The 22,864-nt window shown below is 67.1% G+C and carries 22 protein-coding genes; 3 read left to right on the top strand and 19 right to left on the bottom strand.

Features of this window, described 5'->3' with window-relative positions; genetic code table 11:
* Positions 1-17: 17 nt before the first annotated feature.
* The 6 genes from priA to AS031_RS16180 all read right to left on the bottom strand — a co-directional run bounded on the left by priA (position 18) and on the right by AS031_RS16180 (position 4,062).
* Positions 18-764, bottom strand: coding sequence for a bifunctional 1-(5-phosphoribosyl)-5-((5-phosphoribosylamino)methylideneamino)imidazole-4-carboxamide isomerase/phosphoribosylanthranilate isomerase PriA (gene priA, locus AS031_RS16200; RefSeq protein WP_058269186.1), 747 nt, complete (start codon positions 762-764; stop codon positions 18-20).
* Between the two features lie 79 nt (positions 765-843).
* Positions 844-1,002 (bottom strand): hypothetical protein, encoded by a 159-nt coding sequence (locus tag AS031_RS20055; RefSeq protein ID WP_169793886.1) that lies wholly within the window; start codon positions 1,000-1,002, stop codon positions 844-846.
* The gene (gene hisH / locus AS031_RS16195) at positions 1,003-1,752 is read right to left on the bottom strand and encodes an imidazole glycerol phosphate synthase subunit HisH (protein ID WP_058269185.1); all 750 of its coding nucleotides are present in this window, start codon (positions 1,750-1,752) and stop codon (positions 1,003-1,005) included. It abuts the gene before it with no gap.
* A complete protein-coding gene (gene hisB, locus AS031_RS16190) occupies positions 1,749-2,375 on the bottom strand; it encodes an imidazoleglycerol-phosphate dehydratase HisB (protein WP_058269227.1) in 627 nt (208 codons plus the stop codon). Before hisB ends, hisH begins: the two co-directional genes overlap by 4 nt.
* A gap of 60 nt (positions 2,376-2,435) precedes the next feature.
* Positions 2,436-3,554 (bottom strand): histidinol-phosphate transaminase, encoded by a 1,119-nt coding sequence (locus tag AS031_RS16185; protein ID WP_058269184.1) that lies wholly within the window; start codon positions 3,552-3,554, stop codon positions 2,436-2,438.
* A 97-nt stretch (positions 3,555-3,651) separates the two neighbouring features.
* Positions 3,652-4,062, bottom strand: a complete 411-nt coding sequence (locus tag AS031_RS16180; protein WP_082642030.1) for a LysM peptidoglycan-binding domain-containing protein — start codon at positions 4,060-4,062, stop codon at positions 3,652-3,654.
* 336 nt (positions 4,063-4,398) lie between these two features.
* On the opposite strand from AS031_RS16180, the gene lexA reads away from it, so the two are divergent.
* The gene (gene lexA / locus AS031_RS16175) at positions 4,399-5,145 is read left to right on the top strand and encodes a transcriptional repressor LexA (RefSeq protein WP_058269183.1); all 747 of its coding nucleotides are present in this window, start codon (positions 4,399-4,401) and stop codon (positions 5,143-5,145) included.
* A gap of 150 nt (positions 5,146-5,295) precedes the next feature.
* Here the strand turns inward: lexA and AS031_RS16170 are convergent, their stop codons facing one another.
* Positions 5,296-7,353 carry an ATP-dependent DNA helicase gene (locus AS031_RS16170; RefSeq protein WP_058269182.1) on the bottom strand — a complete coding sequence of 686 codons (2,058 nt, stop codon included), beginning with the start codon at positions 7,351-7,353 and terminating at the stop codon, positions 5,296-5,298.
* Entirely contained in the window at positions 7,346-8,917 is a 1,572-nt protein-coding gene (gene hflX / locus AS031_RS16165; protein ID WP_058269181.1) for a GTPase HflX, read from the bottom strand. Before hflX ends, AS031_RS16170 begins: the two co-directional genes overlap by 8 nt.
* A 455-nt stretch (positions 8,918-9,372) precedes the next feature.
* Between hflX and AS031_RS16160 the strand changes: the two genes are divergently transcribed.
* Complete coding sequence (locus tag AS031_RS16160; protein ID WP_058269180.1) at positions 9,373-9,996, top strand: class I SAM-dependent methyltransferase; 624 nt, start codon at positions 9,373-9,375, stop codon at positions 9,994-9,996.
* On the opposite strand, the gene dapF is transcribed toward AS031_RS16160, so the two are convergent.
* The 6 genes from dapF to AS031_RS16130 all read right to left on the bottom strand — a co-directional run bounded on the left by dapF (position 9,968) and on the right by AS031_RS16130 (position 15,626).
* A complete protein-coding gene (gene dapF / locus AS031_RS16155) occupies positions 9,968-10,912 on the bottom strand; it encodes a diaminopimelate epimerase (protein ID WP_058269179.1) in 945 nt (314 codons plus the stop codon). The genes AS031_RS16160 and dapF overlap by 29 nt on opposite strands.
* Positions 10,913-10,996: 84 nt before the next feature.
* Complete coding sequence (miaA, locus tag AS031_RS16150; RefSeq protein ID WP_058269178.1) at positions 10,997-11,893, bottom strand: tRNA (adenosine(37)-N6)-dimethylallyltransferase MiaA; 897 nt, start codon at positions 11,891-11,893, stop codon at positions 10,997-10,999.
* 3 nt (positions 11,894-11,896) lie between these two features.
* Positions 11,897-13,447: a tRNA (N6-isopentenyl adenosine(37)-C2)-methylthiotransferase MiaB gene (miaB, locus tag AS031_RS16145; protein ID WP_228379657.1), complete on the bottom strand. Its 1,551-nt coding sequence runs from the start codon at positions 13,445-13,447 to the stop codon at positions 11,897-11,899.
* A 76-nt stretch (positions 13,448-13,523) separates the two neighbouring features.
* Positions 13,524-14,012: a regulatory protein RecX gene (locus tag AS031_RS16140; protein ID WP_141688854.1), complete on the bottom strand. Its 489-nt coding sequence runs from the start codon at positions 14,010-14,012 to the stop codon at positions 13,524-13,526.
* A gap of 135 nt (positions 14,013-14,147) precedes the next feature.
* Positions 14,148-15,206, bottom strand: coding sequence for a recombinase RecA (recA, locus tag AS031_RS16135; protein WP_058269223.1), 1,059 nt, complete (start codon positions 15,204-15,206; stop codon positions 14,148-14,150).
* A 195-nt stretch (positions 15,207-15,401) separates the two neighbouring features.
* Positions 15,402-15,626, bottom strand: coding sequence for a DUF3046 domain-containing protein (locus AS031_RS16130; RefSeq protein WP_058269177.1), 225 nt, complete (start codon positions 15,624-15,626; stop codon positions 15,402-15,404).
* Positions 15,627-15,666: 40 nt separating this feature from the next.
* Between AS031_RS16130 and AS031_RS16125 the strand changes: the two genes are divergently transcribed.
* A complete protein-coding gene (locus tag AS031_RS16125) occupies positions 15,667-16,191 on the top strand; it encodes a MarR family winged helix-turn-helix transcriptional regulator (protein WP_058269176.1) in 525 nt (174 codons plus the stop codon).
* A gap of 109 nt (positions 16,192-16,300) precedes the next feature.
* On the opposite strand, the gene AS031_RS16120 is transcribed toward AS031_RS16125, so the two are convergent.
* The 5 genes from AS031_RS16120 to AS031_RS16100 form a co-directional block, all read right to left on the bottom strand.
* Entirely contained in the window at positions 16,301-16,747 is a 447-nt protein-coding gene (locus AS031_RS16120; RefSeq protein ID WP_058269175.1) for a helix-turn-helix domain-containing protein, read from the bottom strand.
* Positions 16,748-16,914: 167 nt separating this feature from the next.
* Positions 16,915-17,394 carry a CinA family protein gene (locus AS031_RS16115; protein WP_058269174.1) on the bottom strand — a complete coding sequence of 160 codons (480 nt, stop codon included), beginning with the start codon at positions 17,392-17,394 and terminating at the stop codon, positions 16,915-16,917.
* Positions 17,391-18,035, bottom strand: coding sequence for a CDP-diacylglycerol--glycerol-3-phosphate 3-phosphatidyltransferase (gene pgsA / locus AS031_RS16110; protein WP_058269173.1), 645 nt, complete (start codon positions 18,033-18,035; stop codon positions 17,391-17,393). Before pgsA ends, AS031_RS16115 begins: the two co-directional genes overlap by 4 nt.
* Positions 18,036-18,058: 23 nt before the next feature.
* The gene (locus AS031_RS16105) at positions 18,059-20,971 is read right to left on the bottom strand and encodes an FtsK/SpoIIIE family DNA translocase (RefSeq protein WP_058269172.1); all 2,913 of its coding nucleotides are present in this window, start codon (positions 20,969-20,971) and stop codon (positions 18,059-18,061) included.
* A 165-nt stretch (positions 20,972-21,136) separates the two neighbouring features.
* Positions 21,137-22,828: a ribonuclease J gene (locus tag AS031_RS16100; RefSeq protein ID WP_058269171.1), complete on the bottom strand. Its 1,692-nt coding sequence runs from the start codon at positions 22,826-22,828 to the stop codon at positions 21,137-21,139.
* Positions 22,829-22,864 lie beyond the last annotated feature (36 nt).

Below are 22,864 nucleotides of genomic sequence, written 5' to 3'. Positions count from 1 at the left end.
CTGGGAATCCCGGCAGCCTAGCGGCGGCCGGCCACGTCGAGTGCTTCGGGCAGCGTAAAGGCGCCGGCGTACAGCGCCTTGCCGACGATGGCCCCTTCAACGCCCAGCGGGACGAGGGACCGCAGGACCTTGAGGTCTTCGAGGCTGGAGATGCCGCCCGAGGCCACCACCGGTTTGCCGGTCTTCTCCACCATCTGGCGCAGCAGTTCAACGTTGGGGCCCTGCAGGGTTCCGTCCTTGGTGACGTCGGTGACAACGTAGCGGGCGCAGCCGGCCTCTTCGAGGCGTGCCAGTACGTCCCACAGGTCGCCGCCTTCCTTGGTCCAGCCCCGGCCGGCCAGGGTTGTTCCGCGGACATCGAGGCCGACGGCGATCTTGTCGCCGAAGCGCTCGATGGCCCGGCCCGTCCACTCGGGATTCTCCAGCGCGGCGGTGCCCAGGTTCACGCGGGCAACACCCAGGTCCAGGGCGGCTTCGAGGGATGCGTCGTCGCGAAGCCCGCCGGACAGCTCCACCTTGATGTCCAGCCGGCCCACCACCTCGCGGAGCAGCTCTGCGTTGGAGCCTCGGCCGAAGGCGGCGTCGAGGTCCACCAGGTGAACCCATTCCGCACCCTGCTGCTGCCAGTTCAGGGCGGCCTCCAGCGGGGTGCCGTAGCTGGTTTCGCTGCCGGCCTCGCCCTGGACCAGCCGAACGGCCTGGCCATTGACAACGTCGACGGCGGGCAGCAGTTCGAGGACCGGCAGGTCTTGTGCGGTGGTCATGTTCATCCTTGGTGTCGTGGGCGGTCGCTGCCGGCGCGTGCCGGACAGAAGTGCGGGGCGTGTGGCCACGCGGAAAGCGTCAGGTGGCCGGCAGTGTCAGCAGGTACGCGGCCAGCAGCGCCATGCCGGCCAGCACCCAGAACGATATCTGCGTCCACAGCGGCTTGTGCTGCTGCCTGAAGGACAGGGCCCCGCCCACCAGCAGGCCGGCGAGCCCCATCAGGACTATGGACCACATTCAGGCGTCGCCGCCGGTGGCACCGGCGGCCGGGCCTGCGGGCTTGCGCAGGGCATCGACCCAGTTGCGAAGCAGGCGGGCGCCGGCGTCGCCGGACTTCTCCGGGTGGAATTGGGTAGCGCACAGCGGGCCGTTCTCGACGGCGGCAATGAAGGGTGCGCCGTGCTCGGACCAGGTGACGAGCGGCGGCGCCATCCGCGGCTGGATGACGTCAAAGTTCCATTGCTGGACGCCGTAGGAGTGCACGAAGTAGAAGCGTTCGCCTTCCACTCCTTCAAACAGCCGGGACCCTTCCGGCACCTTGACGGTGTTCCAGCCCATGTGGGGTACCACCTCTGCCGGCAGCAGTTCCACTTTCCCGGGCCATTCGCCGATGCCCTCGGATTCGGTACCGTGTTCGACTCCCGCCTCGAAGAGCACCTGCAGGCCCACGCAGATCCCCAGGACGGGGCGGCCGCCCGCGACGCGGCGCCCGATCAGCCGGATGCCGTCCACGGCCTTGAGCTCACGCATGACCGTTTCGAAGGCTCCAACGCCGGGGACCACCAAGCCGTCCGCGTTCAGGACGTCTTCGGGCTTGGCGCTGAGGATGACCTCGGCACCGGCCCGCTCCAGGGCGCGCACTGCGGACCTGACGTTGCCTGAGCCGTAATCCAGCACGGTGACGGTGGGCTTGCCTTCCGGTGACACGGGCCGCCTCGACGCGGAGGGGTCGATGATGGCGCCGTCTTTCAGGATCTGGCCGCTCACAGTGCCCCCTTGGTGGACGGAATGCCCTCGACCCGCGGGTCCGGTTCGATGGCGGCCCGCAGGGCGCGGGCGAAGGCCTTGAACTGGGCTTCGACGATGTGGTGGGGGTCGCGGCCTGCCATGACGTTCATGTGGAGGCAGATTCCTGCGTGCAGGGTGATGGCTTCGAAGACGTGCCGGGTCAGCGAACCGGTGAAGTGGCCACCGATCAGGTGGTATTCCTGGCCTGCTGGCTCGCCGCCGTGCACCAGGTAGGGGCGGCCGGAGACGTCCACCACGGCGTGTGCCAGAGCTTCGTCCAGCGGCACGGTGGCTTCGCCGAAGCGTCGGATGCCGGCCTTGTTGCCCAAGGCGGTGCGCAGCACCTCGCCGAAGGTGATGGCGGTGTCCTCAACGGTATGGTGGACGTCGATGTGGGTGTCCCCGGTGGCCTTGACCGTCATGTCGATCAGGGAATGCTTGCACAGGGCCGTCAGCATGTGGTCGTAGAACGGCACTGAGGTGTCGATGTCCGAGACGCCGGTACCGTCGAGGTTGATTTCCACGAGCACGGACGACTCGCTGGTGGCGCGCTCCATGCGCGCGGTCCGGGCGGCTGCCGGGTTCGGTCCGGTGGAAGTCATGGTCACATGTCCTTTTGGGGCGAAGGGGTGGTTCAGGGCGTCAGAGCCGATGGTTCAAGTTTAGGCGCGGACTGCCGGCCGGTTGGCAAGGATGCTCTCCAGCGAAGTCAGGAAAGCTGTGGTTTCCGTCTCAGTGCCGGCTGTGACGCGCAGGTGTCCGGGGATGCCGACGTCGCGGATCAGCACACCGGCATCGAGCAGGTCCTGCCACACCTGGTGGGGGTTTTCGAGCCCGCCGAAGAACACGTAGTTAGAGTCCGATGCTGCCGGGGAGAGGCCCATGCGGGTCAGTTCCGAGACGATGCGGTCGCGCTGCTTTTTGATGTCCTCGACGTCGGCCATAAGGGCTTCGCGGTGCTGCAGCGCGGCAAGGGCTGTTGCCTGGGTGATGGCGGAGAGGTGGTAGGGCAGCCGGACCAGGCGCAGGGCATCGGCAACTTCGGGGGCTGCTGCCATGTAGCCCAGCCGGGCGCCGGCCAGCGCGAAAGCCTTGCTCATGGTGCGGGAAACGATGAGGCGTTCCCTGCCGGGCAGCAGGGTGAGGGCGCTGGGCGTGCCGTCATGGGCAAACTCGTGGTAGGCCTCATCCACGATCACGATGGTTTGGCTTTCGTTGCCGGCCTCGTAGACGGCCTCGACGACGTCCAGGCCAAGGCCGGTGCCGGTGGGGTTGTTGGGCGAGCACAGGAAGACGATGCCGGGCTTGAGTTCGCGTACCTGGCGCGCCGCCGATTCGGCACTGAGTTCGTAGCCTTCTTCGCGTTCGCCCTTGATGTACGTCGTGTCTGTGCCGCTGGCAAGCAGCGGGTACATGGAATACGTGGGCGGGAACCCGAGCGCGGTGCGGCCGGGGCCGCCGAACGCCTGCAGGATCTGCTGGAGCACCTCGTTGGATCCGTTGGCGGCCCAGATATTTGTCTCATCCAGTCCGTGGCCGAGGTAGTCGGCCAGTGCCTTCCGGAGCTCGGTGAACTCCCGGTCCGGGTAGCGGTTGAGGCCCATGGCAGCTTCGGAAACCGCGGCGGTGATGGCGGCCCTGACGTCCGCCGGCACGCCATGGGTGTTCTCGTTGACGTTGAGGAGGATGGGGACGTCCAGCTGCGGGGCGCCGTAAGGCGTCAGCCCGCGAAGGTTGCTGCGGAGGGGAAGACGGTTCAGGCGCTCAAGCTGGTCATTCACCTGAACAGTTTAGTGGGCGCCCGGGCCGCCGGAAAATGTGACGGTCCGGAGGCGCCCTGCCGGCGCCGGCGGGGCCTCCTGCCGGCGCGGCCTGTTCCTAGCGGGTGGGAACATACAGCTGCTGCCCCGGGAGGATCTTCCCGGCGGGCAGGTTGTTCAGCTGGACGATGTCCGCCACGACATCCCGCGCATCACGGTCCGGTGCGACAGCGCCGGCGATACCCCAGAGGGACTCCCCCGGTTGCACAGTCACCGTCACGGCAGGAGTCACTGCAAGGTCAGCCGCCGACTCGGATGCCTTGGCCGGCGAGTTGAAGAATCCGCCCAGGGAGAGCAGCAGGGCCGCCAGCAGCACCAGGGGGATGCCGAACAGCACGATCTTGCCGCGCCGGGTGAGGCGGAGCGGGGGCAGGGCCGCCTGGTTGTGCCGGGCGGATGGTGCGTGGTGCTCCGCCTTGGCGTTCGCTGCTCCGGATTCCCGCGCCGTGAATGCTGATGTAGCTGACATGACCTTAGCCCTCCTGGACCGTTCTGTTCCGCCCCGTGCCGCTCTGCGCCGCTTGCGCTGCTGCCGGCCTGGCGGGCCGACTGGTGTGTGTGTTCGAAGGTATCCCACATCCTTAGAACACATGTTCGAATACAGCCTGTTCCATTTTTAGCACTTATGGACGAACAATGTCGAGACTCGCTAGAACAAATGTTTGAAAATGCCCTGTGGCTGACCTAGTTTTGAGTGCAGGAACAACCACTCCTGAAGTTGATCAGCAGGGTCTGACAATGAGGGCAGAACCACCCAGTCCGGTGCACTTGTGAGCCCGGTGGCAACCGAAAGGCAACGGCAAACATGGCAGCAGCAGCCACCGGCGGCAGGGCAGCCCCCCAGCCCAAACGCACCGTCAAGGGGCTGACACCCCGGCAGAAGAAGATCCTGGAAACCATCCAGCGTTCGGTCAACGTCAACGGCTACCCGCCGTCAATGCGTGAAATCGGGGACACCGTCGGCCTGGCCAGCCTGTCCAGCGTGACCCACCAGCTGTCCCAGCTGGAGAAGCTTGGTTACCTCCGCCGCGATCCGAAGCGTCCGCGCGCCATGGAAGTCCTGATGCCGCTGACGCTGGACGGAGGCGCAGCAGGTGCAGCCGGCAAGGGCACCGCCGAACCCGCATCGCCAAAGAAAGCGCCGGGCGCTTCGGTCACGGAGCTGCCCACCGCATTGGATACGGCAATGGTCCCCTTGGTGGGCCGGATCGCCGCGGGCGGGCCCATCCTCGCCGAACAGATGGTTGAGGATGTCATGCCGCTGCCCCGCCAGCTGGTGGGGCAGGGCGAACTGTTCATGCTCAAGGTGGCCGGAGACTCCATGGTTGACGCAGCCATCTGCGACGGCGACTGGGTGGTGGTTCGCCGCCAGGCGGACGCGGCCAACGGTGACATCGTCGCCGCGCTCCTTGATGATGAGGCGACCGTCAAAACCTTCCGCCAGCGCGACGGCCACACCTGGCTGCTGCCCCAGAACACCCAGTACGAGCCCATCCTCGGTGACCACGCCACCATCATGGGCAAGGTGGTCTCGGTCCTCCGCTCGCTGTAGCGGCGCCGCCCGGAGCCAAACTGCGTCCACGCAAGTTCAAAACCGAAAGAGGCACTTTCCCCACGGGATGGTGCCTCTTTTCCGTATTGGCCGCAGGGCCTGCGGTGGGTTCGCGCCCCAGGTCAGCAGCCCAGGTCAGCATCCCAGGGGTCACGGTGTGCCGCCAGCCAGCCTCTGCAAGGCCGCGACCGCCGTCGTCCGGTCCGTTGTTGCCCAAAACGGCGGCAGGGCGCCGCGCAGGAAACCGGCGTAGCGTTCGGTGGCGAGCCGCGAATCCAGCACGGCCACCACGCCTTTGTCTCCCGTGGACCGGATCAACCGGCCGGCTCCCTGGGCCAGGCGGATGGCAGCGTGCGTGGCGGACACAGACATGAAGCCGTTGCCGCCTGCCTGGGCGACGGCGCGTGACCGGGCGGTCATCAGGGGATCGTCCGGACGGGGGAACGGAATCCGGTCGATCACCACCAGCCTGCAGGACACACCGGGAACGTCAACGCCCTGCCACAGTGACATGGTGCCGAACAGGCAGGTGTCCGGCTCGTCCGCGAACTGTTTGACCAGCGCCGTCATGGTGGAGTCACCCTGGCACAGGACGGTCATGTCCAGCTTGGGACGGAGCGCTTCAGCGGCGTCCTCCGCCGCCCGGCGTGACGAGAAAAGGCACAGGGCGCCGCCGTTGGAGGCCCGGATCAGCGCCTCGAGCTCGGCCAGCGACTCGGGGGAAGTCCCCCGGCCCGGCTTGGGCAGGTGCCCGGCGACGTAGAGGATGCCCTGCTTGGGGTAGTCGAAGGGCGAACCGACGTCCACCCCGCTCCACGAGGGCGCGCCGTCCCCCACGAGCCCCAGGCCGCCGGCCGCAGGTTCGAAGGCAGAGCCTATCGCCAGGGTGGCGGAGGTAAGGATCACGGTGTGGCCTGCGAACAGGCCTTCCCGCAGCCTGCCTGCCACGGACAGCGGCGCGATGTTGACCAGGGCCGGAGCGTTCTCGTCCGGTTGGGTGTAGCCCTGTGCGGGATCGAAGGAACCGGTGCGTGAGATCCATACGACTTCCCTGTTCTCGCGGGCGGCAAGCAGCCGTTCACACAGTTCAAGGATCAGCATCAGCCGTGAACGCGCCAGCTGCCTGCCGCCGTCGGCCGTGTTGCTGCTGTCGCCCTTGGAATCGGAGAGGGCCGCACGGCACGCCTCGCGGAGTTGGTCGACGCAGTCGAGCTGTTCATCGTTCAGCCCGTTGGGAAGCAACCCGCCGGGCGCGCCGGCCAGCGCCAGTTCAAGGTTGGCTGCGGCGGCGTTGAGGGCATCGACGGTGATGGCCGTGTGCTTGCGCGCACCGGCGGCGGCAGCGTGCACCATGGCGACGGACAGCTGGCCGGACACCGCACCCGTGACCCGGTCCTGCAGTTCGTGGGCCTCGTCCACCACCACGACGTCGTACTCGGGCAGGACGGCGAGGCCCTCAAAGGCACTGACGGCAAGCATCGCGTGGTTGGTGACCACCACATCGGCCTCTGCAGCGTCCTGGCGGGCCAGTTCGCTGAAGCATTCCTCCGCGAGGGGGCACTTTTGGGCACCCAGGCACTCCATGGCGGTGACGGAGACCTGCCGCCACGCCCGGTCCGTTACGCCGGGGAGGAGCTCATCGCGGTCACCGGTGGCGGTCTTTTCCGCCCACTCGCGCAGCCGTACAACCTCCTTGCCCAGTTGCGAGGACGGACCGCCGACGGCGGCCGCGAAGTGGGGAACACTGGTGTCCTCGCCCAGGGAGAACAACTGGCCCTCGGATGGTTCCTCGGACGGGAATCCGCCCTCCAGCTTGTGCCTGCACACGTAGTTGGAGCGGCCCTTGACCAGGGCCACCTTGACGGGCCGGTCCAGTGCGGGGGTGATGGCCTTGAGCAGCCGCGGCAGGTCGCGCCCAACGATCTGGGTCTGCAGTGCCAGGGTTGCCGTGGACACCAGGGCCGGCCTGTTGCTCTTCAACGCATGCGCGATAAGCGGGATCAGGTAGGCGAGTGATTTGCCGGTTCCGGTGCCGGCCTGGACCAGCAGGTGGTTGCCCGTTTCAATGGCGTTCGCCACCTGCCGGGCCATTTCATGCTGCCCGCTGCGGCTTTGGCCGCCCATGGCGGAAACGGCCCGGTCGAGCAGTTCGATGGCGAACTGCCCGCCGGCCGTTTCCGTTTGTCCTTTGGCCACAACCTCAGTCATTGACGGCGAAGGATTCCAGTTCGGCGGCGAGGCCCTCGCGGACCATCACCACCGCCCGGGTGCCGGCTTCCACATGGTCCATGCTGATGATTTCGGCATCGGAGTCATGCAGTTTGCTGATCAGGTCGCCGCGGTTGTACGGGATGAGCAGCTCAAGCTTGACGCCGGGCCGCGGTATCGAGTCGCTGATGGCTTTCAGCAGTTCCGCGATGCCCTGGCCCGTGCGGGCGGACACCACCACGTGCCGCGGCTCGCGCTGCTTCAGCCGCTCCAGCACGAACGGGTCCGCGGCGTCGGCCTTGTTGAGCACGATGATCTCGGGGACCTTGCGCGCGTCAACCTCGGCGAACACTTTGCGGACCGCGGCGATCTGGCCCTCGGGGTCCGGGTGGGAAGCGTCCACCACGTGCAGGATCAGGTCGGAATCCGCCACTTCCTCCAGCGTGGACCGGAAGGCCTCCACCAGCTGGGTGGGCAGTGAACGGACGAACCCCACCGTGTCAGCCAGGGTGTAGCCCAGCCCGTCTGCAGTCTCCGCCTTGCGGACTGTGGGATCCAGGGTGGCGAACAGGGCGTTCTCCACCAGGACGCCGGCATCCGTCAGTCGGTTGAGCAGCGATGATTTCCCGGCGTTTGTGTAGCCGGCAATGGCTACGGACGGGACGGCATTACGACGGCGGTTGGCGCGTTTGGTTTCGCGCGCCGGCTTCATCGCGGCGATCTCGCGCCGCAGCTTCGCCATGCGCGTACGGATCCGCCGCCGGTCCAGTTCGATCTTCGTCTCACCGGGACCGCGCGAACCCATGCCGGCGGCCGCGCCGCCAACCTGGCCACCGGCCTGCCGGGACATGGACTCGCCCCAGCCGCGGAGCCTGGGCAGCAGGTACTCGAGCTGCGCCAGCTCCACCTGCGCCTTGCCCTCACGGCTCTTGGCATGCTGGGCAAAGATGTCCAGGATCAGTGCGGTCCGGTCTATGACCTTGACCTTGACGATGTCTTCGAGGCCACGCCGCTGCGACGGGGCCAGCTCTGCGTCCACCACTACGGTGTCGGCGCCGGTGGACATCACCACATCCTTGAGTTCCAGGGCTTTGCCGGATCCCAAAAAGGTGCCGGGGTCCGGCTTTGCCCGGCGCTGGACAAGCCCGTCCAGCACCTCGGACCCGGCGGTTTCGGCCAGTGCGGCGAGTTCCCGAAGGGAGTTTTCCGCGTCCGCAAGGGTTCCGTCGGACCACAGTCCGGCCAGGACCACACGTTCCAGGCGGAGTTGGCGGTATTCGACTTCGGTGACGTCTTCGAGCTCGGTTGAGAGGCCTGCGGTGCGGCGCAGGGCCCGGCGCTCCTCGAGGTCCTGCTGGTCGCCGTCGTATTCGGAGTGTTCCTCGTCCAGGAAGGAGATGGCCTGGGCCTTCCCCAGGACAGCTTTTCCGTTGCCGGCACCGCCTGACGTCCTGGACTTGGCCGGTACGTCCTTGGCGAGGATCCTGTCGATAACAGCTTGGATCTCCTCAGGACTCATGTCCTGGGCTGCTGGGTCGGATCCTGTGTTGGGCTGGCTGGTCATGGTCTCCTTTGAAGGTTCGGCACTTCCAGAATAGTGCCGTTCGGTGGAAAGTGGTGAAGTATTCGCGCTGGGCTGACGGGCTGCGGTCATGCAGTACTCCTGTGCTGGAGGCCGGGGCGGCAGCAGTGCCGCCGGCGTCGTGGGTGCCGCGGGGCGGCAGTCGGCAAAATGGGGGCCGGAGGAACGGCGGAAGGGCAGCGGATCAGGCTGGCTTCGAGTGTGTGTCCGGCGTCCGGGCAAGCGGTTCGGCTTGGTCCGGTGCACAAGCGGAAGGCGGGAGGCCTGCGTCGCTGTGGGCAATGGCGCTGTGCGGGAATGGTCACCGCGGGACGTGGGTGCGGGTCGGGCTGGGCCCGGGCCGGCTACTCGAAGATCAGGAACATGCCTCCAAGACTAACAGAGGCGGTATGGCGCGGTTTTCCATTACGCTGCAAGGGGAACTACTCTGGCCAGTTATGGAGTCCGCACACTATTTCAGCGCTACGCCCGCCGGTCCCTTTACCCGCAAGCCGCTGACGGTGGAACTCGCGGGGGAAACGCGCCGGCTGCAGACTTCATCGGGGATCTTCAGCCCGGACGGCATCGATAAGGGAACCGCAGTGCTGCTTGCCGAGGTGCCGGCACCCTCTCCCACGGGAAACCTTCTCGACATTGGCTGTGGCTGGGGTCCCATTGCGTTGACCATGGCGCTGAAGGCACCGCACGCCCACGTCTACGCGGTGGACGTCAACGAACGTTGCATCGCGCTGACCGGTGAAAACGCGGCGGCGCTTGGGCTGTCCAACGTCTCGGCCAGCACCCCCGAGGCAGTGGATCCCGAGGTCCGTTTTGACACCATCTGGTCCAACCCGCCCATCAGGATCGGCAAGGACGAGCTGCATTCGCTGCTCAAGCTGTGGCTGCCCCGCCTTGCCCCGGGAGGTACGGCTTACCTGGTGGTGCAGAAGAACCTGGGTTCGGACTCGCTGCAGCGCTGGCTTGCCGCGGAACTGGACGGATCGTTCACGGTGACCCGCGAGTCGACGTCGAAGTCGTTCCGCATCCTGAAGGTCAGGAAAGCGTCCCTGACGCCACAATAACCGCCGGACCGCTGAGCTCCACGTGCTCGTGGCCGCCCGGACCGGCAAAGAACTTCACGCCGACCACACCGCCCGGCACGGTTACGCGCCACGCGTCTGGTGCGCCGGCGCCGGCCCAGTGGCGGGTGGCGACGGCGGCAGCGCACGCCCCGGTGCCGCAGGACTGGGTCTCCCCCACACCGCGCTCGTGGACCCGCATGGTGACCGACCCGACGCCGTCGTGCACCAGCGGCTCTGACGGCACCACGAACTCGACGTTGGTGCCGTTGGCGGGGACCGGCTCCACGGCGGGGGCCGTGTAGAGGCGCGTCGCCTCGAGTTCGGCCAGTTCAGCCAGGGCTACCACCGTGTGGGGGTTGCCCATGCTGACGGACAAGGCCGGGCGCGGCACTTCCAGCCCTTCGGCGGTGACCAGGGAATCCATCGCCTTCGCGGTGGCTTCACCCGGGAAGATGAATTCCCAGGGACCCATGTCCACGGCGTAGCCGTCGGCCGTGCGGACCACCGTTTTCAGGCCGCCCCGGGTGCCGATGGCGAGTGCGCCGCCCACGGGAAGGTCGATCAGCCCTTCGGTGCGCAGGAAGTGGACGAACACACGGACGCCGTTGCCGCACATTTCGGACAGCGAACCGTCACCGTTGCGGTAGTCCATGAACCACTCGGCTGCCGGATTTGCGGCCAGGATGTCACGGCCTTCGGGCAGGAACCGGGACGGTACGGCGCGGATCAGGCCGTCCCCGCCGATGCCGCGGTGCCGGTTGCACAGGGCTGCCACCTGCTGGGCGTCAATGCTGTGCGCGCCCTCGGGATCGGCCACGAGGACAAAGTCGTTGCCGGTGCCGTGCCCTTTCGAGAAGCGCAGCCCGGCCAGCGTCTGGAAGGCGGATCCGGTGGTCTCGGTGAGGGTTGCGTCCATGCCTTCAAGCCTACCGGCCGCGCTGTGGACCCGGGAAACCGGTGAATCGGGAAAGCCGGGACCCTTTGACCGCCACGGGCTGCGTCAGCGGCAGAGGGCGGCGGCGCGGCCGGCCAGGCCGGGGTCCTGCCAGTCCAGCCAGGTGATCCGGGGGTCTGCGCGGAACCAGGTGAGCTGGCGGCGGGCAAACTGCCGGGTGGCCACGATCGTGGCCTCTGCGGCCTCGGCAACGGTGGCGGATCCGTCGATGACCTGGAGGAACTGGGCATAGCCGAGGGCCCGGCAGGCGGTCTTTCCCGCCCGCAGGCCTGCTGCGTCCAGGCGGCGGACTTCCTCGAGCAGCCCCGCGTCCACCATGGCGTGGACCCGGGCGGCGAGGCGCTCATGCAGGGCAGCGCGTTCCACCGCCAGGCCAATCTGGACGGCTGGCTGGTAATACTCGCGCCGGGGCATGAAGGAGCTGAAGGGCCTGCCGGTCAGCTGGTGGACCTCGAGGGCCCGGATGATACGCCGGTCGTCTGATAAGCGTTCGGCAGATGCGGGGTCGACGTCCCGCAGCCGTGCCAGCATGGCCGCCCGGCCATGCGCAGCGAGTTCCGCCTCCAGGGTGCGGCGCACCGTTGGGTCCGTGCCGGGGAATTCCAGGACGTCCAGTGCTGCCCGGACATACAGCCCGGATCCGCCCACCAGGATGGCCCGCTTCCCGCGGGCGTGGATGTCCGCGATGACCTGACGGGCCTGGTGCTGGAAGTCGGAGACGCTGGCCTCCTGGGTCACGTCAAGAATGTCCAGCAGGTGGTGCGGGACGCCCTTGCGCTCGGCGTGGGTGATTTTCGCCGTGCCGATGTCCATGCCGCGGTAGAACTGCATGGCGTCGGCATTGACCACCTCACCGCCCAGTTCCAGGGCCAGGGAGACGGCGAGGTCTGATTTTCCGGATCCGGTGGGACCGACGACGGCGACGACGGGCGGGGTGCCCACGGGTCAGGAGGCGCGGACGGGCAGCGACGGCATCCCGAGGGATACGCCCTTCCGGCCGTTTGTGCCGGGAGCGGGCACACCGCAGGAGTCGGCCTGCGAGCGGTCCCACGCGTCCCCCGCACGGGACCGGCGGAGGCTGTACTCGTCAGGCGCGGGATCGGCGATCAGGTGGAACGCTCCTGCCTCGGTGATGGTCACGGTGACGAGGTCCCCCGGGCGGGGTTCCTCTGCGCCGCCGGGAACCGAGAAATGGACCAGGCGCTGGTCGCGTGAACGCCCGGACAGGCGGTGGGTTTCTTCGGCTTTCCGGCCGGACTGGGCGGTGACCATGACTTCGACGCGGCGGCCGAGCTGCTTCCGGTTTTCCTCCGCGGCGATCCTGTCCTGCAGCGCGGTCAGGCGCTCGAAGCGTTCCTGGACCACCGCCTTGGGCAGTTGGTCCGGGAGGTCGGCGGCCGGTGTTCCGGGCCGCTTGGAGTACTGGAAGGTGAACGCGGTGGCGAAGCGTGACTTCTCCACGACGTCGAGGGTGGCCTGGAAATCTTCCTCGGTTTCGCCCGGGAATCCGACGATGATGTCCGTGGAGATGGCAGCGTGCGGGATCCTGTCCCGCACCTTGTCCAGGATGCCCAGGAACTTCGCGGACCGGTAGGAGCGTTTCATGGCGCGGAGGATGCTGTCCGACCCGGACTGCAGCGGCATGTGCAGCTGCGGCATGACGTTGGGGGTTTCCGCCATGGCATCGATGACGTCATCGGTGAAGGCTGCGGGGTGTGGGCTGGTGAAGCGGACCCGTTCGAGGCCTTCGATGTCGCCGCAGGCACGCAGCAGCTTCGAAAATGCCTGGCGGTCGCCGAATTCCACGCCGTAGGAGTTCACGTTCTGGCCCAGGAGGGTTACCTCAATGGCGCCGTCGTCCACCAGCGCCTGGATCTCGGCGAGGATGTCGCCCGGCCGCCGGTCCTTCTCTTTGCCTCGCAGGGCGGGCACGATGCAAAACGTGCAGGTATTGTTGCAGCCCACGGAGATCGACACCCAGCCCGCGTAGACGGAATCGCGTTTGGTGGGCAGTGTGGAGGGAAAGACGTCGAGGGATTCGAGGATTTCCAGCTGGGCTTCGTTGTTGTGCCGGGCCCGGTCCAGCAGCGCCGGAAGGGCGCCGACGTTGTGGGTGCCGAAGACGGCATCCACCCACGGAGCCTTCTTGAGGATGGTCTCGCGGTCCTTCTGTGCGAGACACCCGCCCACCGCGATCTGCATCCCCGGGTTGGCGGCCTTGACGGGCGCCAGGATGCCGAGGTTTCCGTAGAGCTTGTTGTCTGCGTTTTCGCGTACGGCGCAGGTGTTGAACACCACGATGTCCGCCTGGTCGCCCTCCGCGGGAACATAGCCGGCGTCCTCGAGCATGCCGGCCATCCGTTCGGAGTCGTGCACGTTCATCTGGCAGCCGAAGGTTCGCACCTGGTAGGTGCGGGGCTTCGGTTCGCTGGGCAGGCCGGCCACCGGTTCTTCGGTGGGGGCGCCGGACAATGAAGGAGGAATGGTCAAACTCACCCGTTAAGGGTACCGGGTGTATCCGGCGCGCGCCGTGCCGGGTCCCGCCGGCCTTCCGGCTCGCGGGCTGCCGCGTTCAGTCGTCGTCCTGCCGGCCGGCCCTCGCGTCCAGCACTTCCCCGACGATCCGGAAAGCCTGCCCCGGCTGGTAGCCCTTGCGGGCCAGCATCGATGCGAGGCGCCTGGCAGTTTTATCCCGTTCCGCCCGGTCCTGCAGGTCCATGCCGGGGCGCAGCTTTCGTTCGACGAGGGTACGGGCGGCGGCGTCCTCGTCCGCGTCGGAGAGTTGTTCCAGCGCCGCGGCGGCCGTTTCCTGGTCAATGCCCTTGTCCGCCAGTTCGCGGCGCAAGGCGCCCCGGGCCAGTTTGCGGGATTGGGCCCTGCTGCGGACCCACATGGCGGCGAACTCGGCGTCATCGATGAGCCGGGCGGCTTCGAATTTGTCGAGCACCGCTTCGGCCACGTCCTCGGGGACGTTCCGTTCCGCCAGTTTGCGGGCCAGTTGCAGCCTGCTCTTGGCCGAAGCTGTCAGTTGCCGGTAGACAATCGTCTGTGCCACCGTCACGGGGTCCGGTTCGCGGTCCCCCTGGACGGGTGAGTCGGAGGACGGACCGTTCTCCTGCCGGGCAGCTCCGCTGCCATTCCGCCGGCGGCGGGCCTGCGAGGACCCGCCCCGGCGGTCTTCAAAGCCAGTCAACCGTTAGAACCCGTCAACAGCCTTCAGCTTCGGGGAGTCCTCTTTGGACTCGGCGTCGCCGGCTTTGACACCCACGCCCAGCTTTTCCTTGATGAGGCGCTCAAGTTCGGCGGCGAGCTCAGGATTGTCACGCAGGAACCTGCGGGAGTTCTCCATGCCCTGGCCCAGCTGGTCGCCGTCGTAGGTGAACCAGGAGCCGGACTTCTTGATGATGCCGTGCTCCACGCCCATGTCGATGATGCCGCCTTCGCGGGAAATGCCCTGGCCGTAGATGATGTCGAATTCGGCGACCTTGAAGGGCGGCGCCATCTTGTTCTTGACGATCTTCGCCTTGGTCCGGTTGCCGACGGAATCGGCACCTTCCTTGAGGGTCTGGATGCGGCGGACGTCGATGCGCACCGACGCGTAGAACTTCAGCGCTTTACCACCGGTGGTGGTTTCCGGGGAGCCGAAGAAGACGCCGATCTTTTCGCGGAGCTGGTTGATGAAGATGGCGGTGGTCTTGGTCTGGCTCAGGCGGCCGGTGATCTTACGCAGCGCCTGGCTCATGAGGCGGGCCTGGAGGCCGACGTGGCTGTCGCCCATGTCGCCCTCGATTTCGGCGCGGGGCACCAGGGCGGCGACGGAGTCGATGACGATGATGTCCAGGGAGCCTGAGCCCACCAGCATGTCCATGATTTCCAGGGCCTGTTCACCGGTGTCCGGCTGCGAAACCAGGAGGGCGTCCGTGTCCACGCCAAGCTTGGCCGCGTAGTCCGGGTCCAGGGCGTGCTCGGCATCGATGAACGCCGCAATGCCGCCGGCGCGCTGCGCGTTGGCCACGGCGTGCAGGGCAACGGTGGTTTTACCGGAGGATTCCGGTCCGTAGATCTCGATGACGCGGCCGCGCGGCAGGCCGCCAATTCCGAGGGCGACGTCCAGGGCGATGGAGCCCGTGGGGATGACCTCGATCGGGGCGCGGACTTCGTCACCCAGGCGCATGACCGAGCCCTTGCCGAACTGCTTGTCAATCTGGGCCAGTGCTGCTTCCAGCGCTTTTGCACGATCCGGGGCTGCCGCCATGGTTGACACCTCTAATGCTTTCTCGATGGTGGCCTTCGCGGCCGTTTATTGGTCATTTCTGACGCTAAGGGGACCCACTGACATTCCGGCCGGACAGTAGCGGCTATGTGGATAACCCCATGTAAAAATCATAGTCATATCCGAACAGGTATTCGAACAGCGCCGCGGCGTGTCAGCACAATGCATGGAGCCGGATCAGTCGCGGCGGGGCTTGATGTCCCTGCCAAGCCGCCGCTCGGCGGGGACGTCCTGGACATCACAGACGGCCAGCCAAACCTTGCGCGGTTCCACCCCGGCGGCCAAAGCCTGGTCCGCGGTCCTGCCGCCCACTCCGGCCAGGACCAGGGTGCTGCTCAGGACACGGGAGTAGCCCGCACCGAACTCATCGTCCATCAGCCGCCAGTAGTCGCTCAGTCGCATCGGAAAATTCTCTCATGCGGCGGCACCTAGAATTGTTGCCATGAGCAACTCCCCCGACGCCCTGCCGGACAGCGCCCCGGACCATGACAACGTCGATGCTGCGCTGGAGAACGTCGAGCACCAGATCAGCCTTTTTTGGCGCCGGGCGCGGGCCATCTCCAACCAGTTGTCGCGTGAAGTCCACCCGGACATGGAACCGGCGGCCTACGGCCTGCTGACCATCATCCGCCGTGAGGGCACCATCCGTCTCACCGATCTGGCCATGGTCATCGGGGTGGGCAAGCCGTCAGTCAGCAGGCAGATCGCTTTCCTTGAGGGCCTGGGCCTGGTGTCAAAGGAAGCCGATCCCCTGGACGGCCGGGCTCAGGCCATCCGGCTGACGCCCAAAGGCGAGGAAAAGATGCACCAGGTGCAGGACGCCCGGCGGCAGGTCTTCCGGGAACGGCTGGGCGAATGGCCGCTGGGCGACCTCCAGGAACTGGCCCGCTACATGGCCAAGTTGAATGCCACGTACGAACGGGACGGCTTTCCCCAGGACGGACCGGCGGAGGACCTGCGCGACTGACCACCGGGGCCGGCGGGGCTGCCCGGCCGACGGCCCGCAGACGGACGAAGCCCCCGGCCGGTGGCCGGGGGCTTCGTGCGTTCCCTTCCCGTCCGCGGACGGGCTGCCCTTAGCGGGCGCCGGAGAGAAGGCCGGTGGAAAGTTCGTCGTTCAGTTCCAGGTCGCTTTCGAGATCCCGGCCGTAGCGCTGGGAGAATTCCTGCGGGACGGTGTCCGGAACCGCTACGCCTTCAGCGACTGCCACCCGGTCGCTGACCTCGCGGAGCATGCTTGACAACGGCACGTCCAGCGCCGAGCAGATGGATGACAGCAGTTCGGACGACGCTTCCTTCTGGCCGCGTTCAACTTCGCTGAGGTAACCGAGGGAAACCCGGGCACTGTGCGAAACTTCGCGGAGCGTGCGCCCCTGACGCTGGCGGACATCGCGCAGGACATCACCGATTTCGTGACGAAGTACAACCATCTTGCGCTCCTTCTGTTCGCTCTTTGCCTGATCGGCGAGGCCCACATCCTTCCAGCGGACAACGCCGTTTACGGATACGGGCTGCTTTACCATCTGTATCGCCTTGCTCCCTCATGTGTCAGGTCCGCTGCGGAGCGAACCCTCGTGGTGGTTTCATCCTAGGCGCCTCCGCTCTCCGGAAGCGACACAATGTAATAACTAATCGGTACCGGCTTTTGTTCCCGGCAACTTTACGCCCGGTAACCTGGCGCATTCCCGGATCAGCCCGGGAGCACCTGCAGTAGGCGTTCCAGGGCGGCGCCGCAGGCCTGCCCCCGGATGTCGGCGCGGCTGCCCTGGAACGAGTAGCCGTGGGCGCCGGAGCCCGCAGCGGTGGCGATGCCGATGTAGACGGTGCCGACCGGCTTGCCGTCGTGGGCGTCCGGACCGGCCACGCCGGTGGTGGCCACCCCGATGTCGGCGCCGAGTGCCTCGCGGGCGCCGGCCGCCATGGCCGCGGCAACCTCGGCGTCCACGGACCCGGCACGGGCCAGCAGTTCGCCGGAGACGTGCAGCACCGCCTGTTTGACGGTGTTCTGGTAGGCCACGACGCCGCCCTGCAGCATGCCTGACGCGCCGGGCGTGTCCGCCAGCACGGCGGACACCATTCCTGCGGTCAGCGACTCCGCGGTGGCTACGGTTTGTCCGGATGCAATGGCCCGGCGGACTGCCTCGGAAGCGAGTGCGTGAAGGTTGGTCACGGCTGATCCTCCCCGAGGCTGTCCGGTTCGTGGCGCTTGCCTTTGGCGCGCAGCCGTAGGGCCTCAACGACGTATTCCACCCCGGTCCACACGGTGATGATGACGGCCGCGAGCATGACGGCAAATGCCATCCAGCCAAGCCACGGCGCCAACGCTCCCAGGGGCAGCAGGTAGAGGAAGATGGCAGCCGTCTGGACCACGGTCTTGAGCTTGCCGCCGCGGGAGGCCGGGATGACGCCGTAGCGGATCACGAAGAACCGGAGCGCAGTGATCCCCCATTCCCGGACCAGGATCACCAGCGTCATCCACCAGGGGAGTTCGCCAAGGAGCGAGAGCATCACCAGGGCGGAGCCGGTGAGGAGCTTGTCGGCGATGGGATCGGCAATCTTGCCAAAGTCGGTGACAAGGTTGCGGCTCCTGGCAATGTCGCCGTCGAGCTTGTCCGTATAGATGGCGACGGCGAAGGCCAGCACGGCAGCCCAGCGCCACGGCCCCGATTCACTCCTCAGCCCCGGGGCGTCGGCCACCAGGAACCACACGAAAAACGGCACCAGGACGATGCGGATCATGGTCAGGATGTTGGGAAGGTTCCAGACCCCGGCTCGGCCCTGGCCGGCGGCGGTTGCATCGGTGCTAGTCACGTTTCTAGGCTACAGTCCCCCGCCTAGCGTCCCGTCAGGGACCAGGCGTCCTCGGACCCGTCATCGTCGTCTCCGTAGCCGCCGGGCGCGGAATCGGAGCCGTCGTAATATTCCACGTTCTGCTTCCGGGCGTCCAGGTCCGCTGCCACGAGGTCCTCGGCATAACCGCCCTTGGCCACGTTGGCGTTGGCGTTGTCGCTCAGCGCGGCGGTTTGTGAATCCGGCGCGGCGGGGGCTTCCTGGCCCTTCATGGCGGCCAGCACAGCGGCGAGGTCGTCCGGCTTGACCAGCACGTCGCGGGCCTTGGAGCCTTCGGACGGGCCTACCACTCCCCTGGATTCCAGCAGGTCCATGAGGCGCCCTGCCTTCGCGAAACCGACGCGGAGCTTGCGCTGCAGCATGGAGGTGGACCCGAACTGGGTGGTGACCACCAGTTCGGTGGCCTGCAGCAGCACCTCGAGGTCGTCCCCGATGTCGTCGTCGATCTGCTTCTTTTCCGCTTCGGGCGCAACATCGTCCCGGTAAACCGCCTGCAGCTGGCCCTTGACGTGCTCAACCACCTTGTGGATCTCGGATTCGGAGACCCAGGCGCCCTGGACGCGCATGGCCTTGGAGGCGCCCATGGGCAGGAACAGGGCGTCGCCCTGGCCGATCAGTTTTTCGGCGCCAGGCTGGTCCAGGACCACGCGGGAGTCCGTGACCGAGGACGTGGCAAAGGCCATGCGGGAGGGCACGTTGGCCTTGATCAGGCCGGTGACCACGTCCACGGAGGGCCGCTGGGTGGCCAGCACCAGGTGGATGCCTGCGGCACGGGCCAGCTGGGTGATACGGACGATCGAGTCCTCGACGTCGCGTGGCGCCACCATCATGAGGTCCGCGAGTTCGTCAACGATCACCAGCAGGTACGGGTAGGGCCGGATCACGCGCTTGGAGTCGGGCGGGGGCTGCACCTTCCCGGCGCGGACGGCCTTGTTGAAGTCGTCGATGTGCTTGAAGCCGTAGTTGGCGAGGTCGTCGTAGCGGGCGTCCATTTCGCGGACCACCCACTGCAGGGCCTCGGCGGCTTTCTTGGGATTGGTGATGATGGGGGTGATGAGGTGCGGCACGCCCTCGTAGGCGGTCAGTTCCACCCGCTTGGGGTCCACCATGACCATGCGCACCTCGTCGGGGGTGGAGCGCATCAGGATGGAGGTGATCATCGAGTTCACAAACGATGACTTACCGGCACCGGTAGCGCCGGCCACCAGCAGGTGCGGCATCTTCGCGAGGTTGGCCACCACGTAGCCGCCCTCGACGTCCTTGCCCACGCCCATGACCATGGGGTGGTCCGTGCGGCGCGCGTTCTGGCTGCGCAGCACGTCGCCCAGGGAGACGGTTTCGCGGTCCGTGTTGGGGATCTCGATGCCGATGGCGGATTTGCCCGGAATGGGGCTGAGGATCCGGACATCGCTGGAGGCGACGGCGTAGGAGATGTTCTTGGACAGCGCGGTGACGCGTTCCACCTTGGTGCCCGGGGCAAGTTCGATCTCGTACCGGGTGACCGTGGGGCCGCGGCTGAACCCGGTGACGGTGGCATCGACGTTGAACTGCTGCAGGGTATCGGTCAGGGCCGCCACCACGGCGTCGTTGGCTTCCGTGCGCTCCTTGGGGATGGAGCCGGGGGTCAGGAAGTCCGACGCCGGCAGGGTGTAGGTCACATCGCCGGCCAGCGAGAGCTGCTCGGTGCGCTGCGGAATGGGCACGGGCGGCGGGGCCGGAGCGACAGGGTTGGACGGCACAGTGGCGGCTGCCGCACTGCTGGCAGCCGCGTTGGGGGCGCCCGGTGCGTGGCCGGGGCGGGCGCCGGCGGCTGCCATCCCGGGCGTGACCATGGGGATGGCCTCCGTGGCGTTGTCCGCCGGTGCTGCGGCGGCCGCGCCAAGCCCTTGCGCCGCCTTGATCTTTTCGACGGCGATTTCGGCCTGGGTGGGGCGCCGGACGCCGGGCGCCGGGCGGACGGGTTCGGGGTCGTCGTCAATGACGGCATGCTCGAAGGCTTCGTCGCCGACGTAGCCGTCCAGGCCTTCCTCGGCGTCACCGTCCTTGCCGAACCTGCGCCGCTTCTTCTTTTTGGGCGCGGCGGGCGGGGTGCGGTCCAGGTAGCTGCGGTCGTGCGTGTCGCCGGGCTCCTGGTCCATGAGGTCGATGCCCATGAGGTGTTCGTAGGCGCCGCGCAGGCGCCGCGGGATGGCGGTGAACGGTGTGGCGGTGATGATCAGGAGGGAAACAAAGGCCAGCAGGCTGTAGAGGACCACGGGGACCGCGGGGTGGATGGCGGCCAGCGGGGTGGCCACCAGGAAGCCCAACATGCCGCCGGCCTGGCGGAGGCCGTCGAAGCCGTCAGCCACGGTGGGCTGGCCGCCGAGGATGTGGGCCAGCCCGCAGCCGGCGAACGTCATGACCAGGAAGCCGATGCCCACGCGGTTGTTGCCCCGGCCGTCGGAGGGCACACGGAACAGCCGGAAGGCGCAGACAAAGAGCATGAGAGGCAGGAGCAGGGAAATCCAGCCGAACGTGCCGTTCACCACTGCATAGACGGCGTCGGGGAACCATCCGGTCAGGCCCCACCAGGCGAAGGTGGCGATGAAGACGCCAAGCGCGAGGTTGAACAGTGCCGCCCCGTCGCGCCGTTCCTCGGCGGGGATGTCGCTGACGTCGTAGCCGATGCGGCGGACTCCCCCGCCCACCATGTGCCCCAGTCCCAGCCAGGCCCCGCCCACCACGCGGGCCAGCCAGGGCTGGTGGTGTTCGACGGCGGGAAGCTGTCGGGTGCGTGCGGTGCTGGATGATCCTCCCCGGCCCGTCTTGCCTGCCGATGAGCCGGTTCCGCGGCCGGTGGAGCTGCCGGAACCGGCCCTGCCGGTACCTTTGGGCGCGGAAGTAGTACGTGTGGCCATGCTTTCACGCTACCGGAAATGCGCCCTGATTCCGGGGATATCGGCGCCGTCCGCCGCCGGGCCGGTACGGTGCCTGGTACGGAACGGGCCCGGTCCAGGTGGACCGGGCCCTTTGGCGCCGTGGATTTCCGGTGGACCTGCGTGCGGCCGCACCGGCAGTACTGCTTAGGCCTCCAGGACCACGGGAATGATCATGGGGCGGCGGCGCAGCTTGCGGTTGACCCAGGTGCCCACCACGCGGCGGACCACCTGCTGGAGCTGGTGGGTGGTGTGGTCAGCGTTGCTGAGCACGGCTTCCTCGAGGGCTGCGTTGATCTTGGGGATGATGTCGTCGAACACGGAGTCGTCCTCGGCAACGCCCCGGGCATGGATTTCCGGCCCGGAAACCACCTTGCCGGTGGCGCGGTGGATGACGGTGATGATGGAGATGAAGCCTTCGTCTCCCAGGATGCGCCGGTCCTTGAGGTCGGCGTCCGTGATTTCGCCCACGCTTGAGCCGTCAACATAAACGAACCCGACCTCAACCTGGCCCACGACGTCGGCACGGTGGTTGTGCAGGTCGATCACCGTGCCGTTGTCCGCCAGGATGACGCTGGCTTCCGGGACACCCGATTCGATGGCGATCTTGCCGTTGGCCAGCAGGTGGCGGGTTTCGCCGTGCACCGGCATGGCGTTGAGCGGTTCGAGGATGTTGTAGCAGTACAGCAGCTCACCGGATGCCGCGTGGCCCGAGACGTGGACCTTGGCGTTGCCCTTGTGGATGACGTCCGCGCCGAGCTTGAGCAGGCCGTTGATGATCCGGAACACAGCGTTTTCGTTGCCGGGGATCAGGCTTGAGGCCAGGATGACGGTGTCGCCGTCGCCAACCACCACCCGGTGGTCGCCGTTGGCCATGCGGGACAGCGCCGCCATGGGTTCGCCCTGGGAGCCGGTGGACATCAGGACGACGCGGTTGTCCGGCAGGTTGTCGATGTTCTTGATGTCCACGATCAGTCCGGCCGGGACATCGAGGTATCCGAGCTTCTCCGCGATTGCCATGTTGCGGACCATCGACCGGCCCACGAACGCCACTTTGCGGTTGTGCTTGGCGGCGGCGTCCAGCACCTGCTGGACGCGGTGTACGTGGGAGGAGAAGGACGCCACGATGATCCGCTTGGTCGCCTGGCCGAAAAGCCGCTCCAGGGTGGGGCCGATTTCCTTCTCGGCGGTGGTGAAGCCGGGCACGTCGGCGTTGGTGGAGTCCGACATGAACAGGTCCACGCCTTCTTCGCCGAGCTTGGCGAAGTGCCGCAGGTCGGTGATGCGTCCATCCAGCGGCAGCTGGTCCATCTTGAAGTCGCCGGTGTGCAGGACGGTGCCGCCCGCGGTGCGGAGGAACACGGCCAGGGCGTCCGGGATGGAGTGGTTCACGGCCACGAACTCGCACTCGAAGGGCCCGAACTTTTCCACCTGGCCCTCTTCCACCGTGAGGGTGTAGGGGCGGATGCGGTGTTCCTGGAGCTTGGCCTCGATGAGGGCGAGGGTCAGCTGGGATCCCACCAGCGGGATGTCGTTGCGGAGCCGCAGCAGGTACGGGACAGCACCGATGTGGTCTTCGTGGCCGTGGGTCAGGACCACGGCCACGATGTCGTCCAGCCGGTCCTCGATGTACGAGAAGTCAGGCAGGATCAGGTCGACGCCCGGCTGGGTTTCCTCCGGGAAGAGGACACCGCAGTCCACGATCAGCAGCTTGCCGCCGATTTCGAACACGGTCATGTTCCGGCCGATCTCCCCCAGCCCGCCAAGCGGGACGATCCGCAGCGTGTCCTGGGGCAGGCGCGGAGGGGTAACAAGGCCGGTGAGGGCGGTTTGGGTCATGTTGCACTACTTTCCAGGCGGGAGGGTGCCGGTCGT

It is taken from the genome of Pseudarthrobacter enclensis (assembly GCF_001457025.1).
In the GTDB taxonomy this organism is placed as follows: Bacteria; Actinomycetota; Actinomycetes; order Actinomycetales; family Micrococcaceae; genus Arthrobacter; species Arthrobacter enclensis.
Note: the sequence above shows the minus strand (reverse complement) of the source record. Positions and strands in the feature narration are given on the sequence as shown.